This is a genomic window from Streptomyces sp. NPDC003393, assembly GCF_053589015.1.
On sequence record NZ_JBSFRB010000031.1, the window covers coordinates 52,370 to 72,310 of the forward strand.

Genomic DNA, 19,941 nt, shown 5'->3' on the forward strand with positions numbered 1-19,941 from the left:
GTGGCCCACGACATCCGCCGCCCCTCCCGCACGCCCCCGTCGGCGGCGGCACCGTCCTCTCCTGCACCGAGACCCTCGCCTCCGAACGACGCATCGCCCGCATCGCGGAGCGGTGCAGATGCTCCATGCATGTCGTGTCGGTGCCCCCACGGCCGTGCTGTCAGGTCCTGGCAAGGGCGGTCTTCACGTTCGACTCGCTCGCGAACATGTCCACCTCGCCTGTCGGCGCACGACTTCCCGTGTGTGACCTCCGGCACTTCTGAGCACCTGACGGGCGCATGACCAGTGCGCCCTCGACATCTGCACGGCGTGCACATCCCTGCCGGGCGTGCCGCCGGGTCCACCACCTACTGCCGCTGCCCGGCCCTTCCGGGTCCAGGGGCAACTCGGGGATGACGACGGAAAATAGACGCGGAGTGGATGCCAGTGGGTCTTACTGGGAACCGCGGGTGTGAGTGCGCCCTCACTGCCACACGACAGACAGGACGGAGGCAGGCTCGTGCGGGTTCATCCCCGCAGGCACGGAAGGTCGGCACATTCGGGGTGCGACAGCTGAGCACGGACTTTCTGCCCTGCGGTGCCTTCGCCGGCTTCCGTGACGGCTTCACCCCGCTGATACGGTCGCCGCACAAGGACCTCCATGCGGGAGGCCGGAGTGATGGGTGAGGCTCAGGCGCACGCCTTCGGACCGCGTGCGGCGGCGAACAGGTTGCGGTCGATCCGCGAGCACCCGGGCGCCGAGCCGCATCCATCCCGGACGGCGTCCGGAGATCCCGATGAACAGCCGATGCGCAAGGCGTCTCGTTCGCGCATGATCGTCACACGTTGATCATGCCACTCATCAGCGCAGACATCTCGCCCGCTGTCACGCACCCACTCGTCAGCACCAAGCCGCTGGGATCAACCTCATCTTGCCTCGACCGGCATCAGGGACGGGCGGGTGAACAGCCCTTGCGAAGACCCCTGAGGAGCATGCTGTCCATCCTCACGACGGCCTCCGTGAAGGAAATGCAGTTGACTTCAAGCTCTTGGCCAGAATTTGTTTTCGACGATATATCAACCAGTAGTTGAACGGAACGGACGGAAAGCCAGTTCATGAGCGCCACCGAGAACACACCACCGGTACAGGTACCTGCACAGATGCAGATGATCCAACTGTTGTCGGGATTCCAGATCTCGCAGGCGCTGTACGTGGTGGCCAAACTGGACATCGCTACTGTTCTGGCGGATGGCCCGCGGACGGTCGACCAACTCGCCGCCGAGACGAACGCCAACGCCGACGCGCTGGGTCGGATCATCCGTTTCCTGGCCTCCCTCGGTGTATTCCGCACCCATGGTGACAAAGTGGAAAACACGCCGCTCAGCGCGACTCTGGCCGAGGACGACCCCAACTCCGTGCGGTATGCCGCGTTCTATCTGGTGGGCATACAGTACGGGCCGTTCAGTGAGCTCTTGCACACGGCACTGACCGGGGAGACCGCGGCCACGCGATACTACGGCCGGCCGTTCTTCGACTGGATCTCCACCGACGCTGAGAAGGTGGAGATCCAGAACCGCACCTTCGCGAACGTCACCAACGGCCTACGGTCCGGCATGTTCGACGGGTACCGGCTGCCGAAGGGCGCTGTCGTTGCCGACCTCGGTGGCGCTGACGGGTCGATGCTCATACAGTTGCTGGCCGACGCCCCGGACCGGCGGGGCATCGTGTTCGACCGTCCGGAGGTGGTGGCCGCGGCACGGAAGAACCTGGCCGCCCATGGTCTGGCCGACCGCGTCCAGAGCGTAGGAGGCGACTTTTTCCGGTCGGTGCCCGCCGCTGACGTGTACGTCCTGTCCTACGTCCTCCATGACTGGGACGATGAGTTCTGTCGACGCATCCTGCACACGATTGCGAAGACGGCTGCTCCCGGGGCCAGGGTCGTCCTCGTCGAGGCCGTGAGCCCGCCCGACGACACACCGCACCTCGCGAAGGTGCTCGACCTCCAGATGCTGACCATGGTGGGAGGGCGTGAGCGCACCGCTGAGGAGTACCAGTCTCTCCTGGACTCGTCCGGGTTCACCCTCGACCGTATCGTGCCGACCTCGACACCGTTCTCGTTCATCGAGGCGACACTGCGCCGACACTCAGCTCACACGGGGTCGAGCCCTCGAACCGGAGGGCTCGACCACTGAGTACGACCACGGTACCCGCACCGCCACGGCGCGCGTGAGTCCACCGGTGTCGACCCGGTTCTCAGCGGGTTCCTGCACCTTGGGCCGGAACCTCTCCGAGCGATCGAGGCAGGTGGTACTTCCACCGTTGTGCCGCGATCTGTCGGTCGCCCATCGGCAGCCTGCACCGGCGCAGTCGGCGGTCGGGCCGAAGGTAAGAACGGGCGGCACGGCCGACGCCAGTAGGGCGAGTCGGCACCGGTGTTTGCCAACAGAAAGCGGCTGGACCCGCCCGTCGTCGACACCTCTCCCAAGCAAAGGATGGACGAGTCTCATGGGGCTGTTCGGAAAGCGGATCACGCCAGAGAAGGCGGTGGCAGATCCTGTCGTCGAGCCCGGCAGTGCGGCCCCGGCCGCATCGCTGGTCACGCCTCGACACTCGTGCCTGCCCGGTGCCGCCTGCGCCGGTCCTGTCGCGTCGGGGCTCGTCTCGCTGCTTGCCTCGTCCAGCGCGTCGGCCTGTTGTACCCACCCTGGTGGGGCGTGCCGCCGTCCCGACCATCGCATCATTCGGGAGGGCTACGTGGCGTCAACGCCGGTGGCCTTGCTGATGCTGGAGAAGCTGTCGGACCACACGGGGAGCACTGCCGCGTGATCTTGGCGTCCCCCGGTGCACGGGCCGACCGCGCGGCGGCCACGACCGGCACGAAGAACGTCCCACGGCAGCCTCGCCCGGTCATCGTGTCCCTGACCCGAGGCGGATTGCGATGAATCGGATGCGTCAGCTCACCGCATGGTTGCGCCGCCGGGATCCGGGCTTGGCCGCCACACGACGGGCGGCCAGAACCGCAGTGGTGCTGCCCTTGCTCTTCGCGTTGTGCGCCAAGGTCTTCCATGCGCCGGTCGCCGCCACCTTCGCTGCGTTCAGCGCATTCTCGATGCTTCTGCTGGTCGAGTTCACCGGTCCCATGGCCCAGCGTATGCGGGCACATGTGGTGCTCGCCATTGCATGGCTGGTGCTGGTTTCCCTGGGTACCCTTGCGACCCGGTCGGTCTTGACCGCGGCCGCTGCGACGGCGTTGGTGGGCTTCGTCGTGCTCTTCTCGGGCGTAGTCAGCTCGGTTCTGGCCGGCGCCACGACGTCGCTGCTACTTGCGTTCATTCTGCCGGCGTCGGCGCCCGCGCCGCTGGAGCAGCTGCCCGAACGGCTGGTAGGCGTGGCGATTGCGGCCGGGGCGTCCATGCTCGCGGTCTGGCTGCTGTGGCCTAGGCCGCAGGGTGATCCGCTCAGTGCGCCGGCGGCGCGCGTCTGCAGAGCGGCGGCGGCTCAGCTACGAGCCGACGCGGACTATTACACGGGTGGGTCTCCGGCCCCGGCGTTCCGGGAGTGCCGTGCTTGCGCTGCGGAGACCGAGTCGAGTGCGCAGAAGCTGCGGCAGGCCTTCACCGCCACCCCCTACCGGCCCACGGGCCTGTCGACCGAGTCTCGGGCCCTGGTCCGACTGGTCGATGAGCTGACCTGGCTGAGCGCGATCCTTGCGGAGGCCGCACCCGCAGTGGAGGTCGGTCCGGTGGGCACCCCGGAGTCCTCGCAGGTGCGCAGGGCTGCTGCGGAAGTTCTGGATCTGTCGGCGCAGTTGCTCGATGATCCAGGCGGCTCCCCGGAACGGCTTCTGGCCGCGGCGGCGGAACTTCGCAACGCTTTGACCGCGCTGGAGGACGGGGCCGTCAGCCGCTTGCCGACGCCACGCGCCGGAAAAACCGGCGAACTCGACCTCGACATATTCATCGACAGCCTCGACGTGTCCTTCCGGGCCCAGGAGGTGGCCTTCGTCGTCCTGCAGATCGCGCAGAACGTCGACACCGCCCGGGCCGCTCATCAGCGCAGTTGGCGGGACCATCTGCTCGGCCGGGTGCCGGGGGCGCCGGCCGGGCCGCTGACCAGCGCTGTGGAGCGTGCGACGGCACATGTGGAACCGCACTCGGTCTGGCTGCACAACAGCATCCGCGGTGCCGTCGGCCTGGGTATCGCGGTCGCGTTGGCCGACGTGACCGGTGTCCAGCACGCCTTCTGGGTCGTGCTCGGTACCCTGTCAGTTCTGCGTTCCAACGCGCTCAGCACCGGACAGAACGTCTTTCGCGCCCTCGGCGGCACTTTGGCCGGTTCGGTCCTGGGCGTCGCTGTTCTTCAGCTCATCGGACACCACACGACTCTGTTGTGGGTGCTCCTGCCACTCGCGGTGGTGTTCTCAGGTGTCGGTCCGGCGGTCTCGTTCGCTGCCGGGCAGGCGGCCTTCACTCTCACCGTGGTGATCTTGTTCAACATCGCGCAGCCTGCCGGCCTTTCGGTGATCCTGTTCCGCATCGAGGACATCGCGCTCGGCGGCGCCGTGAGTTTGCTCGTCGGCTTGTTGTTCTGGCCGCGGGGCGCCACCGCGGCGGTCAGCAAGGCGCTGGCGGATGCGTACGCCGACAGTGCGCGATACCTGCTCGCCGCGGTGGACTATGCGGTGTCGTGCTGTGCTCTCGGGCCTACGGCCATCCAGGTTCCGCAGGAGGGCCGGCAGGCGGCGGCCGCAGCACGTCGGCTGGACGATGCCTTCCGAACGTACTTGGCCGAGCACGGGGCCAAGGCAGTGCCTCTGTGTGAGATGACGACCCTGGTCACCGGGGTGGTCGAACTCCGCCTGGCCGGCGACGCGGTCCTGGAACTGTGGCGGCGGTCCACGGACAGAGCGTTGCTCGACGACCGTGCCGCCGCACAGAAGGAACTGGTGATCATGGCAGAGCGGATCCTGCGGTGGTACCAGAGTCTGGCGGACGGGCTGGAAGACAAAGGGCCGGTACCCGATCCCCTGAACTCCGATCCGAGGAACCACTCCCGACTGGTCGAGGCGGTCCGCCGTGACCTGCACGATGCGGACGGGCGGGCGACAGGAACAAGCGTGCGCATCATATGGACCGGCGACCACTTGGAAACAGCCCGCCGACTTCAGGCGCCGATTGCAGCGGCGGCCGGCGACGTCAACACGCGGATTGCCGTCACCGGATCAGCTTGAGATCCGTGGGAGGGACCGACTGTCGGGAGCCCTTGGAGGTCGCGCGGACAGGGGTGCGGTCAGGGTCGGCGGTTCGTGCGTTCGTCCCAGCGGGGGATCGTCCGTGCCTGCCGGATCACACTGCTCGCGGTGATGATCGTGTCGGCGAGGTCGAGGAATGCGTCACACAGGCGGAGGCGGAGCTGCCGACCCTCGGGGTCGAAGAGGGGCTGCGGGGCCGCCGCCGACCACGGCAGGGGGGCGGCGCTGCTGATGTGCCGGACGGCGGTTCGCGCCGGACGGCAAGAGTTCCCGGAGGCGGCCGCCGCGTGGGAGGAGGCGGTGCGTGCATGGCAGGCGCTGCCCGGGCCCCAGAAGGAACTGCGCTGCCGCGAGAATCGCGCGCAGTGTCCGCCGGCGGCCGGCCGACGGGAACAGGCCGGTGACGACTGAAGTACGTACGGAGTGAGTCAGTCGGACGGGCGCCGGACGCGACGCCGATCGAGTGCTGCGTCGGCTGCGCGCGAGCGGCGCGGTGCACCGCGTCGTGTGGCATGGCGGGCGACGGGGATACGGCGACCAGGTGTCACCGCGGGAGCTGAAAGTGGTCGGGCTGATGCTCGGGGGCCCGGCCGACCGTGAGGTCGCTGCCGCGCTGCCGCGCTCTCCCAAGACCGTGACCGCACAGCTGAACAGGGGTGCTCGGGAGTCATGAAGTGGGCTTGACAGCCCATTCTCGAACGTTGTTAACTCCTGAAGTGGGCCGTCAGGCCCATAAAAATGCTCGGCCCGGCCTGGGCCCGGCGAGCACTCGCACAGCTACCGGAGGTTGATCCGTCATGGCACGACTGAACGCACCCCCTGCCGACGACACGGGCGTCTCATCAGTGATCAACCGCTCTCGCCAGGGCAGAACACTCCGGCCGGCATTCGCAGCTGCGATCATCTCCCTGGTGGCCTCGTTTGCCGCATCGGCCGCACCGATCCCCCTGCTCAACACCTACCGGGCCGAGGACGGGTTCACCAACGCCGGCTTCTCGCTGGCCTTCGTCGCCTACTCGGTCGGCATCATCGCCGCACTGCTGCTGATGGGACGACTGTCCAACCATCTGGGCCGACGGCGCGCCGCGATCGCCAGCCTCGGCCTGCTCCTGCTGGGCACTCTGCTGCTCCTGGACGTGCACCACATCGGCACTCTGCTGGCCGCTCGGCTCTTGATGGGTATCGGTACGGGGTTGGCCAGCAGCAGCCTCACCTCGTACATCGTCGACGCCGCGCCCGCCAGGCCGGCATGGTTGGCCTCCGTCGCCTCCAGCCAAGGACCCATGCTCGGCCTCACCCTCGGCGCCATCGCCGCCGGCGCCCTGGTCCAGTTCGCCCCCTGGCCACGCGAACTCATCTACCTGGTATGCGCCGGTCTCCTCGTCCTGTCCGCCGTGCTCATCGTCATCAGCCCGGAAACCGCGAAGCCGACGCCGGGCGCTTGGCGATCACTGATACCCAGGGTCCGCGTACCGGCGCGGGTCAGGCGTCTGCTCCCGGTCGCGGCCACGGTGTTCGTGATCAGCTATGCGTCCGGGGCTTTCTACCAGTCCTTCATGCCCTCGCTGGTCGAAGATCAACTCCACACCCACAGCCCGCTCATCCTCGGACTGGTGTTCGCCGCCTACATGGCGCCCAGCGTTCTCGGTGCTCCCATCGGCGGCCGGTTCACACCAGCGGCGGCCCAGCGCATCGGCATGACCGTCTTCCTGGCCGGGTGGATCGGCATCATTTCAGCCGTCGCCATCGGCACACTGCCGCTGTTCATCGCTGCAACCATCGTCAGCGGCGTCGGTCAAGGCATCGCTGTCACCGCCGCCACCCGCGGTCTGCTGCACGGCAGCACCCTGGCCGACCGGGCGCCGATCTTCAGCGCGATCTACCTCCTCTGCTACAGCGGCGCCGCCTTCATCAGCCTCATCTTCGGCCAGCTCTCGAACGCCCTCTCGCTACCACGGATCGCACTCGGATACGGCAGCCTTGTCGTGATCACCACCCTGTTCACCCTCCTCGCTGCACGCAACCCGCACACGGACCCGGCCAGCCACCATGGTGAGTCATCATGACGAACCTCACCGCCAGAGCATTGCCGAACACCCTCGTTGAGCTGACCCTGGATTCGTGGAGTCCCTGATGTGCCCCGGGTCTGGTGGAGTCACCTTGCTGGACAGATGATGCTTCAGAGACTCAAAAAGGCTTCCGTGCCCCGTCGTTACGCGGCCGAGTTCCGGCGCAAGGTCCTCGATCTCGTCGAAAGCCGGCCGGGCGATCAGGCAGATCGCCCATGACCTCGGTATCAGCGAGCAGACGATCTACGTCTGGCGCCGTCAGCACCTCATCGATACCGGCCGACTGCCGGGGCCAACCAGCGAGGACCAGGCCGAGCTTGTGGCCGCCCGACGACGCATCGCCGAACTGGAGGCGGAACTGGCCATCCATCGCCGGGCAACGGCGCTGATAGGCAAGGTGGTGCCTCCAAAAGACGCTTCGAGGCCGTCGCGGTAATGGCCGGCGAGGGACTGTCCGTGCAGTTGGCGACCAGAGTCCTGCGGGTGTCCGAGTCCGGCTGCTACGCCTGGCGCTCGCGGCCGCCCTCCCCACGCTCGCTGCGGCATCGCGGCTGACCGAGGCCATCACCACCATCCACACCGCCTCGCACGGAACCTACGGAATCCGCCGAGTCCACGCCGCGCTCAGGCTCGGGCACGGCATCCCCGTGAGCCACGGCACCGTAATGCTCCTGATGCAACGTGCCGGCAGCAAGGGCCTGCCCGGCAACCGCCGCCGACGACCGCGGCACGATTCCCCCACAGCCGCCGACCCGGTCGACCGCAACTTCGCCAGAACTGCTCCGGACAAGCTCTGCGTCACCGACATCACGGAGCACCCCACCAGGGAGGGAGAGGTGTACTGCGCGGTCGTCCTGGACACTCATTCACGCCGTGTCGTCGGCTGGTCCATCGACTCCTCCCAGACAGCTGCCCTGGTCACCAACGCTCTCAACATGGCCATCAGCAACCGCCAACCAGCCGCAGGCACCGTGATCCACAGCGACCACGGCGTCCAGTTCACCTCCTGGGTTTTCACCGAGCGAGCCAAGGCCTCGGTGCCGTGCGGCGGACGGCTCCCTGAAACAGCACCGGGTGTACGCGACGGGCGGCCTCGGGGGCAAGCAGGACGGGGCCGTGGTCGACAACCTGGCATCCCAGGGCTCACTGACGTACGACAAGGCGCACCGGCTGCTGTACTCGGTGAATGCCGGAAGCAACACGATCACGGTCTTCTCGGTGCAGGGCGACCAGCTCGTACGGCGCCAGGTCATTTCCTCCGGCGGCTCCTTCCCGGTCAGCGTGACCGTGCACGGCAACCTGGTGTACGTGCTGAACGCCCTGGACGGCGGCTCGGTGCAGGGCTTCCTGCGCGTCGGCGACAAGCTGCTGAAGGTGCCTTCCTGGCACCGCGCGCTCGGCCTCGACCCGAAGGCCACTCCGCAGTTCACCCACACCCCGGCGCAGGTCGGCTTCACCCCGGACGGCAGCAAACTGGTCGTCACGACCAAGGGTGTCGGCAACAGCATCGACGTGTTCCAGGTCAGTGCCCTGGGCATCTCGGCCGAGCCAGTCGTCACCCCCACCCCCGGTGCAGTGCCGTTCGGTTTCACGTTCGACGCCGTCGGCCGCCTGGTCGTCACCGAGGCCGGTTCGAACTCGGTGGCCACCTACGCGTTCGGACGGGACGCTCAACTCACCAGGGTCAGCGCGGTGGCCACGGGCCAGACGGCGACCTGCTGGGTGGTCCGTGACGGAGACAACTTCTACGCCGCCAATGCGGGCAGCGGCTCCCTCACGGGCGTTCACGGTGGCGCCGACGGTTCGCTGCAGGTCCTGGGCAACACCTCGACCGGCGCAGGCACGGTGGACGCGGCTGTCTCCTCCGACGGGGAGTTCCTCTACGCCCAGACCGGTGCGACCGGCGGCGTCGACGAATTCCGCGTCAACGCCGACGGCTCGCTGACGAAGGTCGGTTCGGTCACAGTGCCCGACGCGGTGGGCGGCGAGGGCATAGTCGCTCTCTGATCAGGCGCGGGAGGTGGCTGCCGCAGGCTCGCGGCAGCCACCCGGAGACAACCCATGCACCACAGCGGGTCCTCCGCCGATCCTACGGGCGGGGTGCGGGGCATCCCCGTCAGTGTTCCCCGGGACCGCACCGGGAGCCCTGAGGTCCAGGGGCTGGTGTCAACCTGTACCCTGCGCGTGCGGCAGCCGAGTGGTCTCGACCAATTTGTCCGCCGATGTACAGGCGGTGCAAGCACGACACCGGTATCCGCAGGAGACGGGGCTCACGATGCCCGTCGGTCGCCGCCGTTCGGCGCTGTTATGGTTGCCGCAGGAATGCGGCTCCTGCCACCATTTGGCCGGGGCGCCGTGCCCCGCCCCCTCGGGTCGGTGATCGGACCGGCCGGCCGCGTGACCGCGGCGTCTGGCTCGTCCCGTGCCGGTGTGGCCTGCGACGCCGATGCCGCTTGCCCAGGAGACTGCGAGCACCATGGCGAACAGTGTGACCGAAGGCGATATGGAGGCCGCGGGGCCACCCCTCGTTCCCGTGATGAACGACCCCGGCAACGCAACGCATGCCGGACTCGATCCTGACTCCGAACGATGGGTGCGTGCTCTGAAGTCGCAGGGACGCCCCTACGAGGAGGCCTGTACCAGGCTCCACCAAGTGCTGCTGCGGATCGCGCGCTTCGAGATCGGCCGACGCGCCACCCACAACGTCGTGGGCCCCGAGCGTGATGACCTCGCCCACCAGGCGGCTGCGGACGCTCTTCTGGCGATCACACGCAAGATCGGGCAGTTCCGTGGCGAGAGCAGGTTCACCACGTGGGCCTTCAAGTTCGTGGTACTGGAGGTCTCGTCCAAGCTCGGCCGCCACTTCTGGAGGACACCGGGCGTCACACTGGACAACGAGGAGTGGGAACGGCTGCCGGACCACTTCGGCGTCGACCCGGGCGCTGAGACCGAGGCCGGCGAATTGCTGGCAGGCGTGCGTGCGGCTGTGGACGACGTCCTCACCGATCACCAGCGGCGTGTCTTCGTGGCGCTCGTCGTCGACGGCGTGCCGCTCGACGCGCTGGTGGACAAGCTCGGCACCAACCGCAACGCCGTCTACAAGACAATGTTCGATGCGCGCAGCAGGCTGCGCGCTCGGCTGACCGCCCTGGGGTACCTGAACACGAGCGCATCGAGGCCCTCATGACCGACACGACGAAGCTGGAAGCGTTTCTGCGGACCGATCCCCGTGACGTCGGCTGCGAGCGCGCCATGGAGGTCCTTCACCTCTACGCGGAGATGCCCGAGAACGACCGGCACACCGGCCCAATGGCGGGTGTGGAGGCCCATCTGCGGGCGTGTGGGCCGTGCTCGGAGGACTACCAGGGACTGCTGGCCGCCATCGCCCTGGCTGCGCACGACCTCTGACGCGTCGCACCAGCCACACGATCGACGACGGTGATCGGCCGCACCTATGGCCGTATGCCGGCGGCCTCTGAACGGTTCAGCGAACGACGACAGCGCCAACGGATCACGACGGGCATGACCCAGGGCGTCCTCAGACGGACGCCCTGGCACCGGAGCGACCCCTGCGATACGGCGCAGGAGCAGCGAGGGCCCAGCGGAGCCGCGGCCCGCGCCGTCGACGGCGATCCGATCGGCCCCATCCTTCTCGCTGCAGTCTGCGGCAATCGGCGCTCCGCGCCCGGTACGTATCCCGATCATCGGCCCTCGCCTCGGCAGCGACGACGTGACCGCACTGCTCCAGGTGGCGCCCTCGCAGAGCCGATCCGAGATTTCCAGTAAGAATCCGCTCCGGGGTGCTGCCAATCGCATGTGGACACCCGAGGAGAGCGGAGAGGTGAGGGCCCTGTGTACCTTCACCCCCCGGTCGACCCCACCATCGGGAACGCGATTGTGGCCACGGCCGCACGGCTCCCCCGGAGCCTTCGGCCTGTCACGCCACCAGCGAGACCGGGGGACCTGCGCCACGGCCTCACCGCGTCGGTGCCGGTTCAGCGGTCTGTCCGGGCCTCTTTCGAGGCCGGTTGCCCCCATACCGCAGGCGGGATGGCCAGAAGCGCCCGAGCGAACGGCGTCCGCAAAATCACGAAACCATACGAACAGGAGAACCACCATGAGTCACGTCCTGCACCCCGGCGACGCCTTCCCTGCGATCACCGTCACGGTTCCGGGCGGCGCCCAGATCTCCCTGCCCGACATCCTGCAGGGGAGCTTCGGCGTCGTGCTGTTCTACCGAGGCTCCTGGTGCCCGTACTGCAACGGCCAGTTGCGGGCATTCCAGCGTGCCCGTGAGACCTTCGAGGAGCTCGGTGTGAAGGTCGTCGCACTCTCCGTCGACGACGAGGCCACCACCCAGGCCCTGATCGACAAGCTCAAGCTGACCTACCCCGTCGGACACAGTGCGGACGCCCAGTCCGTCGCCGCGGCCACTGGGGCCTTTGTCAACGAGGACCCCGAGCACCTGCAGTCGACCGGGTTCGTCCTCGACCCCCAGGGCCGTGTCATCGTCGCCGTCTACTCCAATGGCGCCATCGGACGCCTGGTTCCCGAGGACGTCGCCGGCCTCATCCGCTACGTCAAGGAGCACGCCGCCTAGAGGAGCATGTCCCAGTAACCGACAGCCCGCGCGCATCTCGTGATCATTCCTGCAGGATGATCACAGTATGCGTGAGCCGACGTCCGCGACGATCGGCGCCCAGACGCTGATCCCGCGACACGAGGTCGCAGTCCCGCACCGGCAGGTGGCGATCCCCAAGACCGTTTCCGGAGACCGTGGCCTGGGCCGCACGGCCGCCGGACGCCACCGCGACGGACGGAGTCTTCCACAATCACCCCACACGCTGGACCGCCACGCCGCAACCGACCCCGCTGAATCCCCTGCACCTATGTCTACGATGACCGGACCCTCTCGCCCTACTTCTCGAAAGGCACACGATGACCATCGAGATCACCGACTCTCCCGACACTCATCGCTACGAGGCTCGCGTGGACGGGCGGCTGGCCGGGTTCTCCGAGTACCTGCGCACCAGCGAGAGTGGGCTCATCGTCTTCACCCACACCGAGGTCGACCAGGAGTTCAACGGGCAGGGCGTCGGCTCGGCGCTGGCCCGTGCGGGCCTGGACGCCGCGCGGGCGGATGGCTTGCGGGTGCTCGTCGTCTGCCCGTTCATCACCACCTGGATGGCCCGGCACCCTGACTATCAGGACCTCGCCTATCAGAGCCACAGCAAGGTTGAGGACTAGGGCCGTGTTGTAGGTCCGGGTTCTGGTCCATGGCTCGTGCCGTCATGATCACCGTGTGGGGCGTGGGGGTCTTTCCGATGAGCAGTGGTCGGTGCTGGAGTCGTTGCTGCCTGCGGCGGGGGTGAGTCGCAGGTGGCGCCGTCAGCGCGGATGCGTGGTCATGCTCCTGTGGTCGAGCCGGGGCGGGTGATCATCAAGACGGTGACGGTCATCCAGCGGAGGTTGAAGAGGCCGGTTGCCATGGCGAGACGGTTCGCAGCTGCGGGCGCCGGCGTTTCAGCCAGGGCCGCCGTGTCGGTCAGGGCGCGGTCCTGACCTGGCAGGATCAGCAGGATCAGGATCCCGGCGGCCGCCGCGGTCAGCACGATCGAGGTGATCAGCCAGGCGTCGCCGAGGACGCCGAGGCTGCTGGCTGTGGCGAAGCCGAAGACGGGGGCCGCGATGCCGATGCCGGCGTAGACCCTGCAGATGCGGTGCAGCGTCTGCAGGGTCGTGCGGATGCCGTCCCGGTCACCGGTAGTGCGGCGCAGTGTCGCGGGGAACATGCTTGCAGCGACGGTGACGGGGCCGACGGTCAGGATGGCAGCCAGGACGTGCAAGGACAGCAGGATCTTGGTCACGCCGGGCGCTCCACGGCCGTCAGGCGCTCGCCGGTGACCCTCGAGGACGGAAGGCGTCCTGCCTTGGAGGTGCCCTTGAGCGTGTCGCCGTCCACGGTCACGTCGAAGGCCAGGTTGAGCCGCATGGGCTTGGTGACGGCCTGCCTCCAGGTGGGCCGGTTGCCGTCGTCGACGACACGGGCGCTTACCGCGTGCGCTCCGGTGGCGTCCAGCAGGTCCAGGCCCAGGTGGTGCGTGGTGGCGTGTCGGTCTTCCAGCAGACCCGCCATGGCCAGGACGAGTGAGCCGCCGCAGACGGCTGCGACGGTTACGTCCGGATCGTCCATCGCCTGCTTCAGGAGTGCGGGCAGTTCGGTGGTCAGTGTGCGCCCGCGAAACGGACCGAGTTGGACGGCTCGTACCCTGGGATCATGCAGCTCACAGGACAGATCACCAGTAACCGCCCCCTACTCGTGCTGGCAGTCAAGGAAGAGGCCCAGTACCTCGACACGTCCCTGCCCATCCTGCTGACAGGTATGGGAAAGGTGAACGCCGCCACCACCCTGGCCGCTGCCCTGGCCGGCGGCCCACTGCCGTCGAAGGTCATCAACCTCGGCACCGCTGGAGCCCTGTGCCCGGGCCTGACCGGAACTCACCTCATCGGCACGGTCATACAACACGACTTGGATAGCGATACCCTCCTCACCTTGACCGGCGAGACCTATGGCACGCCCTTGACCGTAGGCGACGGCAGTGGCCCTACGCTGGCCACGGGGGACTCGTTCATCAATGATGAGGCCGCTCGCACCCGACTGGCGGTGCATGCACCCTTGGTCGACATGGAGGGCTATGCCCTGGCGACGGCCGCGCAGCGAGCAGGTGTCCCTCTACAGATCGTCAAGCACGTCAGCGACGACGCTGGTGAGGGAGCTGCCGGGACCTGGCGGGAAACGGTCGCGGACTGCGCGCGCATCCTGGCGGACTGGGCGGCCCGCAACGTCCCCTCCTACGCCTGAGTCCTCCTCGCTTCGGCCATCGTGCTGTCTGCAGCCCCGATGCCCATCCACGGCGGTGCTTGTCGACGAACAGTCGTTATCGTCGACGACGGGCAACTGCCCTGTCCAGTGAGCCGCGTGCACCTGAATCCGCAAGTCATAGGGCCTGATGTGCATGCCGTTCGGGTACTTGCGCCGATCGGTGGCCGATGGCCATCCGCATAAAACATCGGGCAGGTCCGGTTCCGGCGGGCTGCCGGGTTCGGCTGCGCCCGCGACCGGCCTGCGCCTGCGAGCGGCAGGCCCGCGGCGGCCGGCTGGAGGTCCGGCCCGACGACTTCCAGGGCTCCAGCATGGGATCCCGCTTCTACCCGCTGCTCTCCATGCTGTCCCGGGTCCACGGGGCACAGGACCTGGGAAACGGGAACGCTCTGAAGGAAGGCACGCTCGGAAAGCTCAGCTCCCTCCAGGTGCACCACATCTTCCCCAAGGCCCTGCTCTACAAGCACGGTTACAACAGGGCCGAAGTCAACGCAGTCGCCTACTTCTGCTTCCTCACCCAGGACACGAACCTGCGGATCAGCGCCAAACGGCCGGAGGACTGCCTGCCGGTGATCACCCAGAAGGTTCCAGGTGCCCTCGAATCGCAGTGGATTCCCGCTGACCCGGAGCTGTGGCGCATCGACGCCTACCGCTCGTTCCTCGCAGCCCGACGTCAACTCCTCGCCGAGGCTTCGAACATGTTCCTCACCAAACTGCTCAAGGGACCGTCTCCCGTCGGCCTGGCCGCACCCGCCCACGCCACGGTCCTCAGGTCGACCGCCGCCCCGGTAACCGCCGCTGCCACGGACGAGGACGTGCCCGGCCTGGCCCAGCTGCTGGAGGACCTGCGACAGCAGGGGTTCGCCGAGCCCGAACTGGACAGCGAGGTGACCAACCTGGCCCCCCGCGGGCCCCGTCCTCGTGGCCATCGCGTTCTGGCCCCAGGGCCTGCGGGAGGAAGTGGGCGACCCCGTGGTCCTGGTCCCGGAAACCACCCCGGACGAGCAGGCTGCCCTGGAGGCAAGTGACTACCGCGCCTTCCACAGCGTGGACGCCTTGCGGCGCTACGCCGGCAACGTGGCCACGTGATCCGGGCAGGCCGCCGCCCACCGGCCACGGCCGAACCGCTCGCAAGCAATGAGTGCGCAGCCAAGGCCGACAGGAGCGCACCGGGAAGCGGAACGCACGCCCCTACGCCTTGCGCGGCCGGGCCCCATCCAGCCTGTGCGGGCGCAAGATGCAGCCGGCCACGATCCGCAACCGCGTCTATTACCACTGCGAATTCAAAGAGGAGGAAGCCGCCCTCTATCCCGACCTGACCCACCCGAGCACCGTCTACCTGCGGGAGGACATCGTGTGCCAAACCCTTGACCGGTCGATCGCCCGGGCCGAGCAGCCCCAAGCACGCCAGGCGATCAAAGAATGCGAACGCCGGCTTGCCCGCTTACAAGCCGCCCAAAGCGCCGGAGCCGATCCCGCCGTCGTCACCCAGTGGATCGACGAGGCCCAGCGAGACAAAGATGCGGCACAGAAGAAGATCGACGCGCGCCCCGACGCCATCCGTAAGAAGGAATCATCGCTCAACGCGCGACAGATCCGGCAGATCACCGAGAGTCTCCGGGATATCGCGCAGCGCATCCAAACCGCCGCCGCCGAGAAGAAAGGCCCCGCCCTACGAGGCCGTGGGCGTCACCATCAGCTACATACACGCAACGAGGACCCCAACCGCCAGGTCGAGGCCCTCATCACCGTGATGTCACTGTTTGTGTCCGAGGGGGGACTTGAACCCCCACGCCCGATAAAGGGCACTAGCACCTCAAGCTAGCGCGTCTGCCATTCCGCCACCCGGACCAGGTGTCTGCCGCCCGGCGGGGCGGACCCCGCGGCGACAGACACAAGAATACCAAGGTTTCGGAGTGGCTTTCACCTGCATATCCGTCCGGTACGCAGGGGTGTGACGCGACTTTGCCGGGCTACCGACGGTCACCTGGCGGTCACGTCATGGCGTCAGCCGGTACTCCGGGAAGTTCCCGGGCAGCCGCTCCCCCGGTGCACCCTGTGTCACCGCCCGCACGAGCAGCTCGCCGCCGACGAAGGCGCCGCGCCATGCCGCGCCGAAGCCGCCGAAGAGCTCGTCACGGTCGCCTCGGGAGCGAGGGGTGCCGTGGCCCACCTTGAACGCCCGGATCTGGGGGGCCAGGCGGTCGAAGGTGGCCCGGTCGTCGGTGGAGAGGGTGGCGACCAGGGCGCCGTTGGAGGCGTTCATCGCCGCCAGGAGTTCCGCCTCGGTGTCGACCAGGACGATCGTGTCGACGGGGCCGAAGGGTTCGGCGTGGTGGAGCGGCGAGGACGGGGGTGGGTTCAGCAGGGTGACCGGGTGGACGTACGCCGATGTGTCCTGGCCGGGGAGGAAACGGGCGTGCTCCGGCCGGCCCCGGTGCAGGGGGACCGCGCCGCGGTCGACGGCCTCCGCCACCTGGTCGGTCAGTTCCTTGGCCTTGGCCGCGTTGATCAGGGGGCCGTAGTCCAGCTCGGGGAAGGGGTCCTCCCGCCGCTCCACGGCCAGGGGGTGGCCGACCCGCACGGCGCGCACCGCCGGAAGGTAGGCCGCCAGGAACTCGTCGAACAGTTCGCGCTGGACGACGAAGCGCGGGTAGGCGGTGCAGCGCTGCTTGCCGTAGTCGAAGAGTTTGGGGACGACGGCCGCGAAGGTCTCCCAGTCGCTGTGGTTCCAGATGCCCCAGGTGTTCAGGCCCTCCTGTTCGAGGATGTGCCGTTTGCCGAGGTCGGCCACGGCGGTGGCCACGGCCGCGCCGGTGTCCCGGCCGCCGACGAAGGAGACGCAGCCGATCTCCGGCGCGCGCACCAGCGCCTCGGAGAGTTCGTGTCCGCTGCCGCTGACCAGGGTGACGGGCACGCCTTCCCGGGCGGCCAGCGCACAGGCCAGGGTGAGACAGGCCACACCGCCGTCGGTGGGGGTCTTGGCGATGACCGCGTTGCCCGCCAGGGCCTGGACCAGCATCGCGTGCACGAGGACGCTCATCGGGTAGTTCCAGCTGGCGATGTTCGAGACCGGGCCGTCCAGGGGGGAACGGTCGGCGATCATCGGCTCGATGCCGTCGACGTACCAGCGCACTCCGTCGACGGCCCGGTCGACGTCCGCCCGCGCCAGCCGCCAGGGCTTGCCGATCTCCCAGACCAGGAGCAGCGCGAGCAGTTCCCGGTGTGCGCTGAGGGCGTCGAGGGTGGCCGCGATCCGGGCGCGGCGTTCGGGCAGGGGGACGTGGCGCCAGGCGCGGTGCTGGTCCAGGGCGGCGCGTACGGCCCGTTCGGCGGTGGCCGCGTCCAGACGGGGCGGGCCGGCCGTCGGACGGGCGTCGACCGGGCTGGTCGCGGTCAGTGGCCGGCCGTCCGCCTGCCAGGCGGCGTTCCAGAGGTTCAGGACGCGGTCGTCCCGGAACGCCTCGGGGGCGACGGCGAGGCAGCGCTGCCAGGCGTCGTCCCAGTCGGTGTGGGCTTTGAGGGTGAGGGTGGATGCCATCGACTCGCTCCGCTCCCGGTGCGTCGGTGCGCTCACGTGCGCGCTTCCAGTGCCGCCAGTGCGAGGCGCGCCGTCTGGGTCGGTGTGTCGCCCACGGCCACGCCGGCCGCCTCCAGTGCCGTCTTCTTCGCCTGCGCGGTGCCCGTCGAGCCGGAGACGATGGCGCCGGCGTGGCCCATGGTCCGGCCCTCGGGGGCGGTGAAGCCGGCGATGTAGCCGACGACCGGCTTGGTGACGTGGTCGCGGATGTACGCGGCGGCGCGTTCCTCGGCGTCGCCGCCGATCTCGCCGATCATCACGATCAGTTCGGTGTCGGGGTCGGCCTCGAAGGCGGCCAGGCAGTCGATGTGGCTGGTGCCGGTCACGGGGTCGCCGCCGATGCCCACGCAGGTCGAGAAGCCGATGTCGCGCAGTTCGTACATGAGCTGGTAGGTGAGCGTGCCGGACTTGGAGACCAGCCCTATGGGGCCCGGCTTGGTGATGTCGGCCGGGATGATGCCCGCGTTGGACTGGCCGGGGGTGATCAGGCCCGGGCAGTTGGGGCCGATCACCCGCGTCCCCGTGCGTCGCACGTACGCGGTGAAGGCGACCGAGTCGTGCACGGGGATGCCCTCGGTGATGACGACGACGAGGCCGATGCCCGCGTCGGCGGCCTCCAGCACCGCGGCCTTGGCGAAGGCCGGGGGGACGAACACCACGCTCACGTCCGCGCCGGTCGCCTCCCTTCCTTCGCGTACCGACCCGAAGACGGGGACGACCCGGTCGTCGAAGTCGACGGTGCGGCCCGCCTTGCGCGGGTTGACGCCGCCGACGACGTCCGTGCCGGCGGCGAGCATGCGGCGGGTGTGTTTCATGCCCTCGCCGCCGGTCATGCCCTGGACGAGGACTCTGCTGTCCTTGGTGAGGTGGATGGCCATGGCGTGCCGTCTCCTTAGGCTGCGGTGGCGAGTTCGGCGGCACGGCGGGCGGCGCCGTCCATGGTGGTGGCCTGGTGGACCAGGGGGTGCGCGCGTGCGTCGAGGACGGCGCGGCCGCGTGCGGCGTTGTTGCCGTCGAGGCGGACGACCAGCGGGCGGGTCAGCCGGACGGTGTCCAGGGCCCGGACGATGCCCTCGGCGACGGCATCGCAGGCGGTGATGCCGCCGAAGACGTTGACGAGGACCGATCTGACCGCCGGGTCGGAGAGGATGACGGCCAGTCCGTCGGCCATGACCTGTGCCGACGCCCCGCCGCCGATGTCGAGGAAGTTGGCGGGCCGGGCGCCGCAGCCGGCCACCACGTCCAGCGTCGACATGACCAGTCCGGCGCCGTTGCCGATGACGCCGACCTCTCCGTCGAGCCTGACGTAGTTCAGGCCCTTGGCGGCGGCCGCCGCCTCCAGCGGGTCGTCGTGCGGGGACTCGTCGGTCCCCCAGCGGGACTGCCGGAAGCGGGCGTTGTCGTCGAGGGTGACCTTTCCGTCGAGGGCGAGGATCTGTCCCTGCCGGGTGCGGACGAGCGGGTTGACCTCGACGAGCAGCGCGTCCTCGCGGACCAGCACCTCCCACAGCCGTACCAGGACGTCGACGGTCTGCGGTGGGAGCCCGGCCGCCTCGGCGATCTCGCTCGCCAGCGCCGAGGTGACGCCCCGGGCGGGATCGATGTGCACCCGGGCGACCGCCTCCGGCCTGCCGGCGGCGACCTCCTCGATCTCCATGCCGCCCTCGGCCGAGGCGATCGCGAGGAAGCGGCCCTCGGCGCGGTCGAGCACGTAGGAGACGTAGAACTCCTCCTCGATGTCCACGGGTTGGGCCAGCATGACCGTGTTCACGGTGTGGCCCTTGATGTCCATTCCGAGGATCTGCCGTGCGGTCTGCTCCGCGGCGGCGGGGTCCGCGGCGAGCCTGACGCCGCCGGCCTTGCCCCGTCCGCCGGTCTTCACCTGGGCCTTGACCACCGCGCGGCCGCCGAGGCCGCGCGCGATCTCCCGGGCCCGCTGGGGTGAGTCGGTCACCTCGGCCCTCGGCACCACGATGCCGTGCTCCGCGAAGAGTTCCCTTGCCTGGTGTTCGTACAGGTCCATCTCGGCTCCTGTCTGCCGTGTCCTCGGCGGCGGCCCCCTGGGCCCCCGAAAAGTGCCGCACGCCCCCTGGACACCACCCACCGGATGCGGGATAACAAGCTCCATACAGTATTCGTCGACTGTATGCAATGTACCGCGAGAGCAGTTCCACCCCT

17 protein-coding genes, 1 tRNA gene and 1 pseudogene are annotated in these 19,941 nt (G+C 68.6%); 13 read left to right on the forward strand and 6 right to left on the reverse strand.

Annotated features, from left to right (window positions below; translation table 11 throughout):
• Positions 1 to 1,095 precede the first annotated feature (1,095 nt).
• The 11 genes and pseudogenes from ACWDUZ_RS26290 to ACWDUZ_RS26340 all read left to right on the forward strand — a co-directional run bounded on the left by ACWDUZ_RS26290 (position 1,096) and on the right by ACWDUZ_RS26340 (position 12,547).
• The gene (locus tag ACWDUZ_RS26290; RefSeq protein WP_451634277.1) at positions 1,096 to 2,172 is read left to right on the forward strand and encodes a methyltransferase; all 1,077 of its coding nucleotides are present in this window, start codon (positions 1,096 to 1,098) and stop codon (positions 2,170 to 2,172) included.
• Between the two features lie 313 nt (positions 2,173 to 2,485).
• Positions 2,486 to 2,806, forward strand: a complete 321-nt coding sequence (locus ACWDUZ_RS26295; RefSeq protein ID WP_451634278.1) for a hypothetical protein — start codon at positions 2,486 to 2,488, stop codon at positions 2,804 to 2,806.
• Positions 2,807 to 2,927: 121 nt separating this feature from the next.
• Complete coding sequence (locus tag ACWDUZ_RS26300) at positions 2,928 to 5,210, forward strand: FUSC family protein (protein ID WP_451634279.1); 2,283 nt, start codon at positions 2,928 to 2,930, stop codon at positions 5,208 to 5,210.
• 818 nt (positions 5,211 to 6,028) lie between these two features.
• Positions 6,029 to 7,297: an MFS transporter gene (locus ACWDUZ_RS26305; RefSeq protein ID WP_451634280.1), complete on the forward strand. Its 1,269-nt coding sequence runs from the start codon at positions 6,029 to 6,031 to the stop codon at positions 7,295 to 7,297.
• Positions 7,298 to 7,475: 178 nt separating this feature from the next.
• Positions 7,476 to 7,736, forward strand: coding sequence for a transposase (locus tag ACWDUZ_RS26310; RefSeq protein WP_451634315.1), 261 nt, complete (start codon positions 7,476 to 7,478; stop codon positions 7,734 to 7,736).
• 115 nt (positions 7,737 to 7,851) lie between these two features.
• A pseudogene (locus tag ACWDUZ_RS26315) lies at positions 7,852 to 8,319 on the forward strand (DDE-type integrase/transposase/recombinase); the annotation flags it as partial.
• 55 nt (positions 8,320 to 8,374) lie between these two features.
• Entirely contained in the window at positions 8,375 to 9,307 is a 933-nt protein-coding gene (locus tag ACWDUZ_RS26320; protein WP_451634281.1) for a lactonase family protein, read from the forward strand.
• Positions 9,308 to 9,836: 529 nt separating this feature from the next.
• On the forward strand, positions 9,837 to 10,487 hold the full coding sequence (locus ACWDUZ_RS26325) for an RNA polymerase sigma factor (protein ID WP_451634282.1): 651 nt from the start codon (positions 9,837 to 9,839) through the stop codon (positions 10,485 to 10,487).
• Entirely contained in the window at positions 10,484 to 10,708 is a 225-nt protein-coding gene (locus ACWDUZ_RS26330) for a hypothetical protein (RefSeq protein ID WP_451634283.1), read from the forward strand. Before ACWDUZ_RS26325 ends, ACWDUZ_RS26330 begins: the two co-directional genes overlap by 4 nt.
• A gap of 709 nt (positions 10,709 to 11,417) precedes the next feature.
• On the forward strand, positions 11,418 to 11,900 hold the full coding sequence (locus ACWDUZ_RS26335; RefSeq protein ID WP_451634284.1) for a peroxiredoxin family protein: 483 nt from the start codon (positions 11,418 to 11,420) through the stop codon (positions 11,898 to 11,900).
• Positions 11,901 to 12,238: 338 nt separating this feature from the next.
• Positions 12,239 to 12,547 (forward strand): GNAT family N-acetyltransferase, encoded by a 309-nt coding sequence (locus ACWDUZ_RS26340; protein WP_451634285.1) that lies wholly within the window; start codon positions 12,239 to 12,241, stop codon positions 12,545 to 12,547.
• Between the two features lie 158 nt (positions 12,548 to 12,705).
• Here ACWDUZ_RS26340 and ACWDUZ_RS26345 read toward each other — a convergent pair whose 3' ends face one another.
• Both ACWDUZ_RS26345 and ACWDUZ_RS26350 read right to left on the reverse strand, forming a co-directional pair.
• Positions 12,706 to 13,167, reverse strand: a complete 462-nt coding sequence (locus ACWDUZ_RS26345) for a DUF2269 family protein (RefSeq protein WP_451634286.1) — start codon at positions 13,165 to 13,167, stop codon at positions 12,706 to 12,708.
• Positions 13,164 to 13,595: a DJ-1/PfpI family protein gene (locus tag ACWDUZ_RS26350; protein ID WP_451634316.1), complete on the reverse strand. Its 432-nt coding sequence runs from the start codon at positions 13,593 to 13,595 to the stop codon at positions 13,164 to 13,166. Before ACWDUZ_RS26350 ends, ACWDUZ_RS26345 begins: the two co-directional genes overlap by 4 nt.
• On the opposite strand from ACWDUZ_RS26350, the gene ACWDUZ_RS26355 reads away from it, so the two are divergent.
• Both ACWDUZ_RS26355 and ACWDUZ_RS26360 read left to right on the forward strand, forming a co-directional pair.
• Entirely contained in the window at positions 13,578 to 14,162 is a 585-nt protein-coding gene (locus ACWDUZ_RS26355) for a nucleosidase (protein ID WP_451634287.1), read from the forward strand. The two genes, ACWDUZ_RS26350 and ACWDUZ_RS26355, sit on opposite strands and share 18 nt — an antisense overlap.
• A gap of 188 nt (positions 14,163 to 14,350) precedes the next feature.
• Positions 14,351 to 15,211, forward strand: coding sequence for a hypothetical protein (locus ACWDUZ_RS26360; RefSeq protein WP_451634288.1), 861 nt, complete (start codon positions 14,351 to 14,353; stop codon positions 15,209 to 15,211).
• Between the two features lie 738 nt (positions 15,212 to 15,949).
• On the opposite strand, the gene ACWDUZ_RS26365 is transcribed toward ACWDUZ_RS26360, so the two are convergent.
• The 4 genes from ACWDUZ_RS26365 to sucC all read right to left on the reverse strand — a co-directional run bounded on the left by ACWDUZ_RS26365 (position 15,950) and on the right by sucC (position 19,786).
• Positions 15,950 to 16,034: transfer RNA gene (locus tag ACWDUZ_RS26365), tRNA-Leu, on the reverse strand.
• A gap of 148 nt (positions 16,035 to 16,182) precedes the next feature.
• On the reverse strand, positions 16,183 to 17,724 hold the full coding sequence (locus tag ACWDUZ_RS26370) for an aldehyde dehydrogenase family protein (protein WP_451634289.1): 1,542 nt from the start codon (positions 17,722 to 17,724) through the stop codon (positions 16,183 to 16,185).
• A 32-nt stretch (positions 17,725 to 17,756) separates the two neighbouring features.
• The gene (gene sucD, locus ACWDUZ_RS26375) at positions 17,757 to 18,641 is read right to left on the reverse strand and encodes a succinate--CoA ligase subunit alpha (protein WP_451634290.1); all 885 of its coding nucleotides are present in this window, start codon (positions 18,639 to 18,641) and stop codon (positions 17,757 to 17,759) included.
• A 14-nt stretch (positions 18,642 to 18,655) separates the two neighbouring features.
• On the reverse strand, positions 18,656 to 19,786 hold the full coding sequence (sucC, locus tag ACWDUZ_RS26380; protein ID WP_451634291.1) for an ADP-forming succinate--CoA ligase subunit beta: 1,131 nt from the start codon (positions 19,784 to 19,786) through the stop codon (positions 18,656 to 18,658).
• Between the last annotated feature and the right edge of the window lie 155 nt (positions 19,787 to 19,941).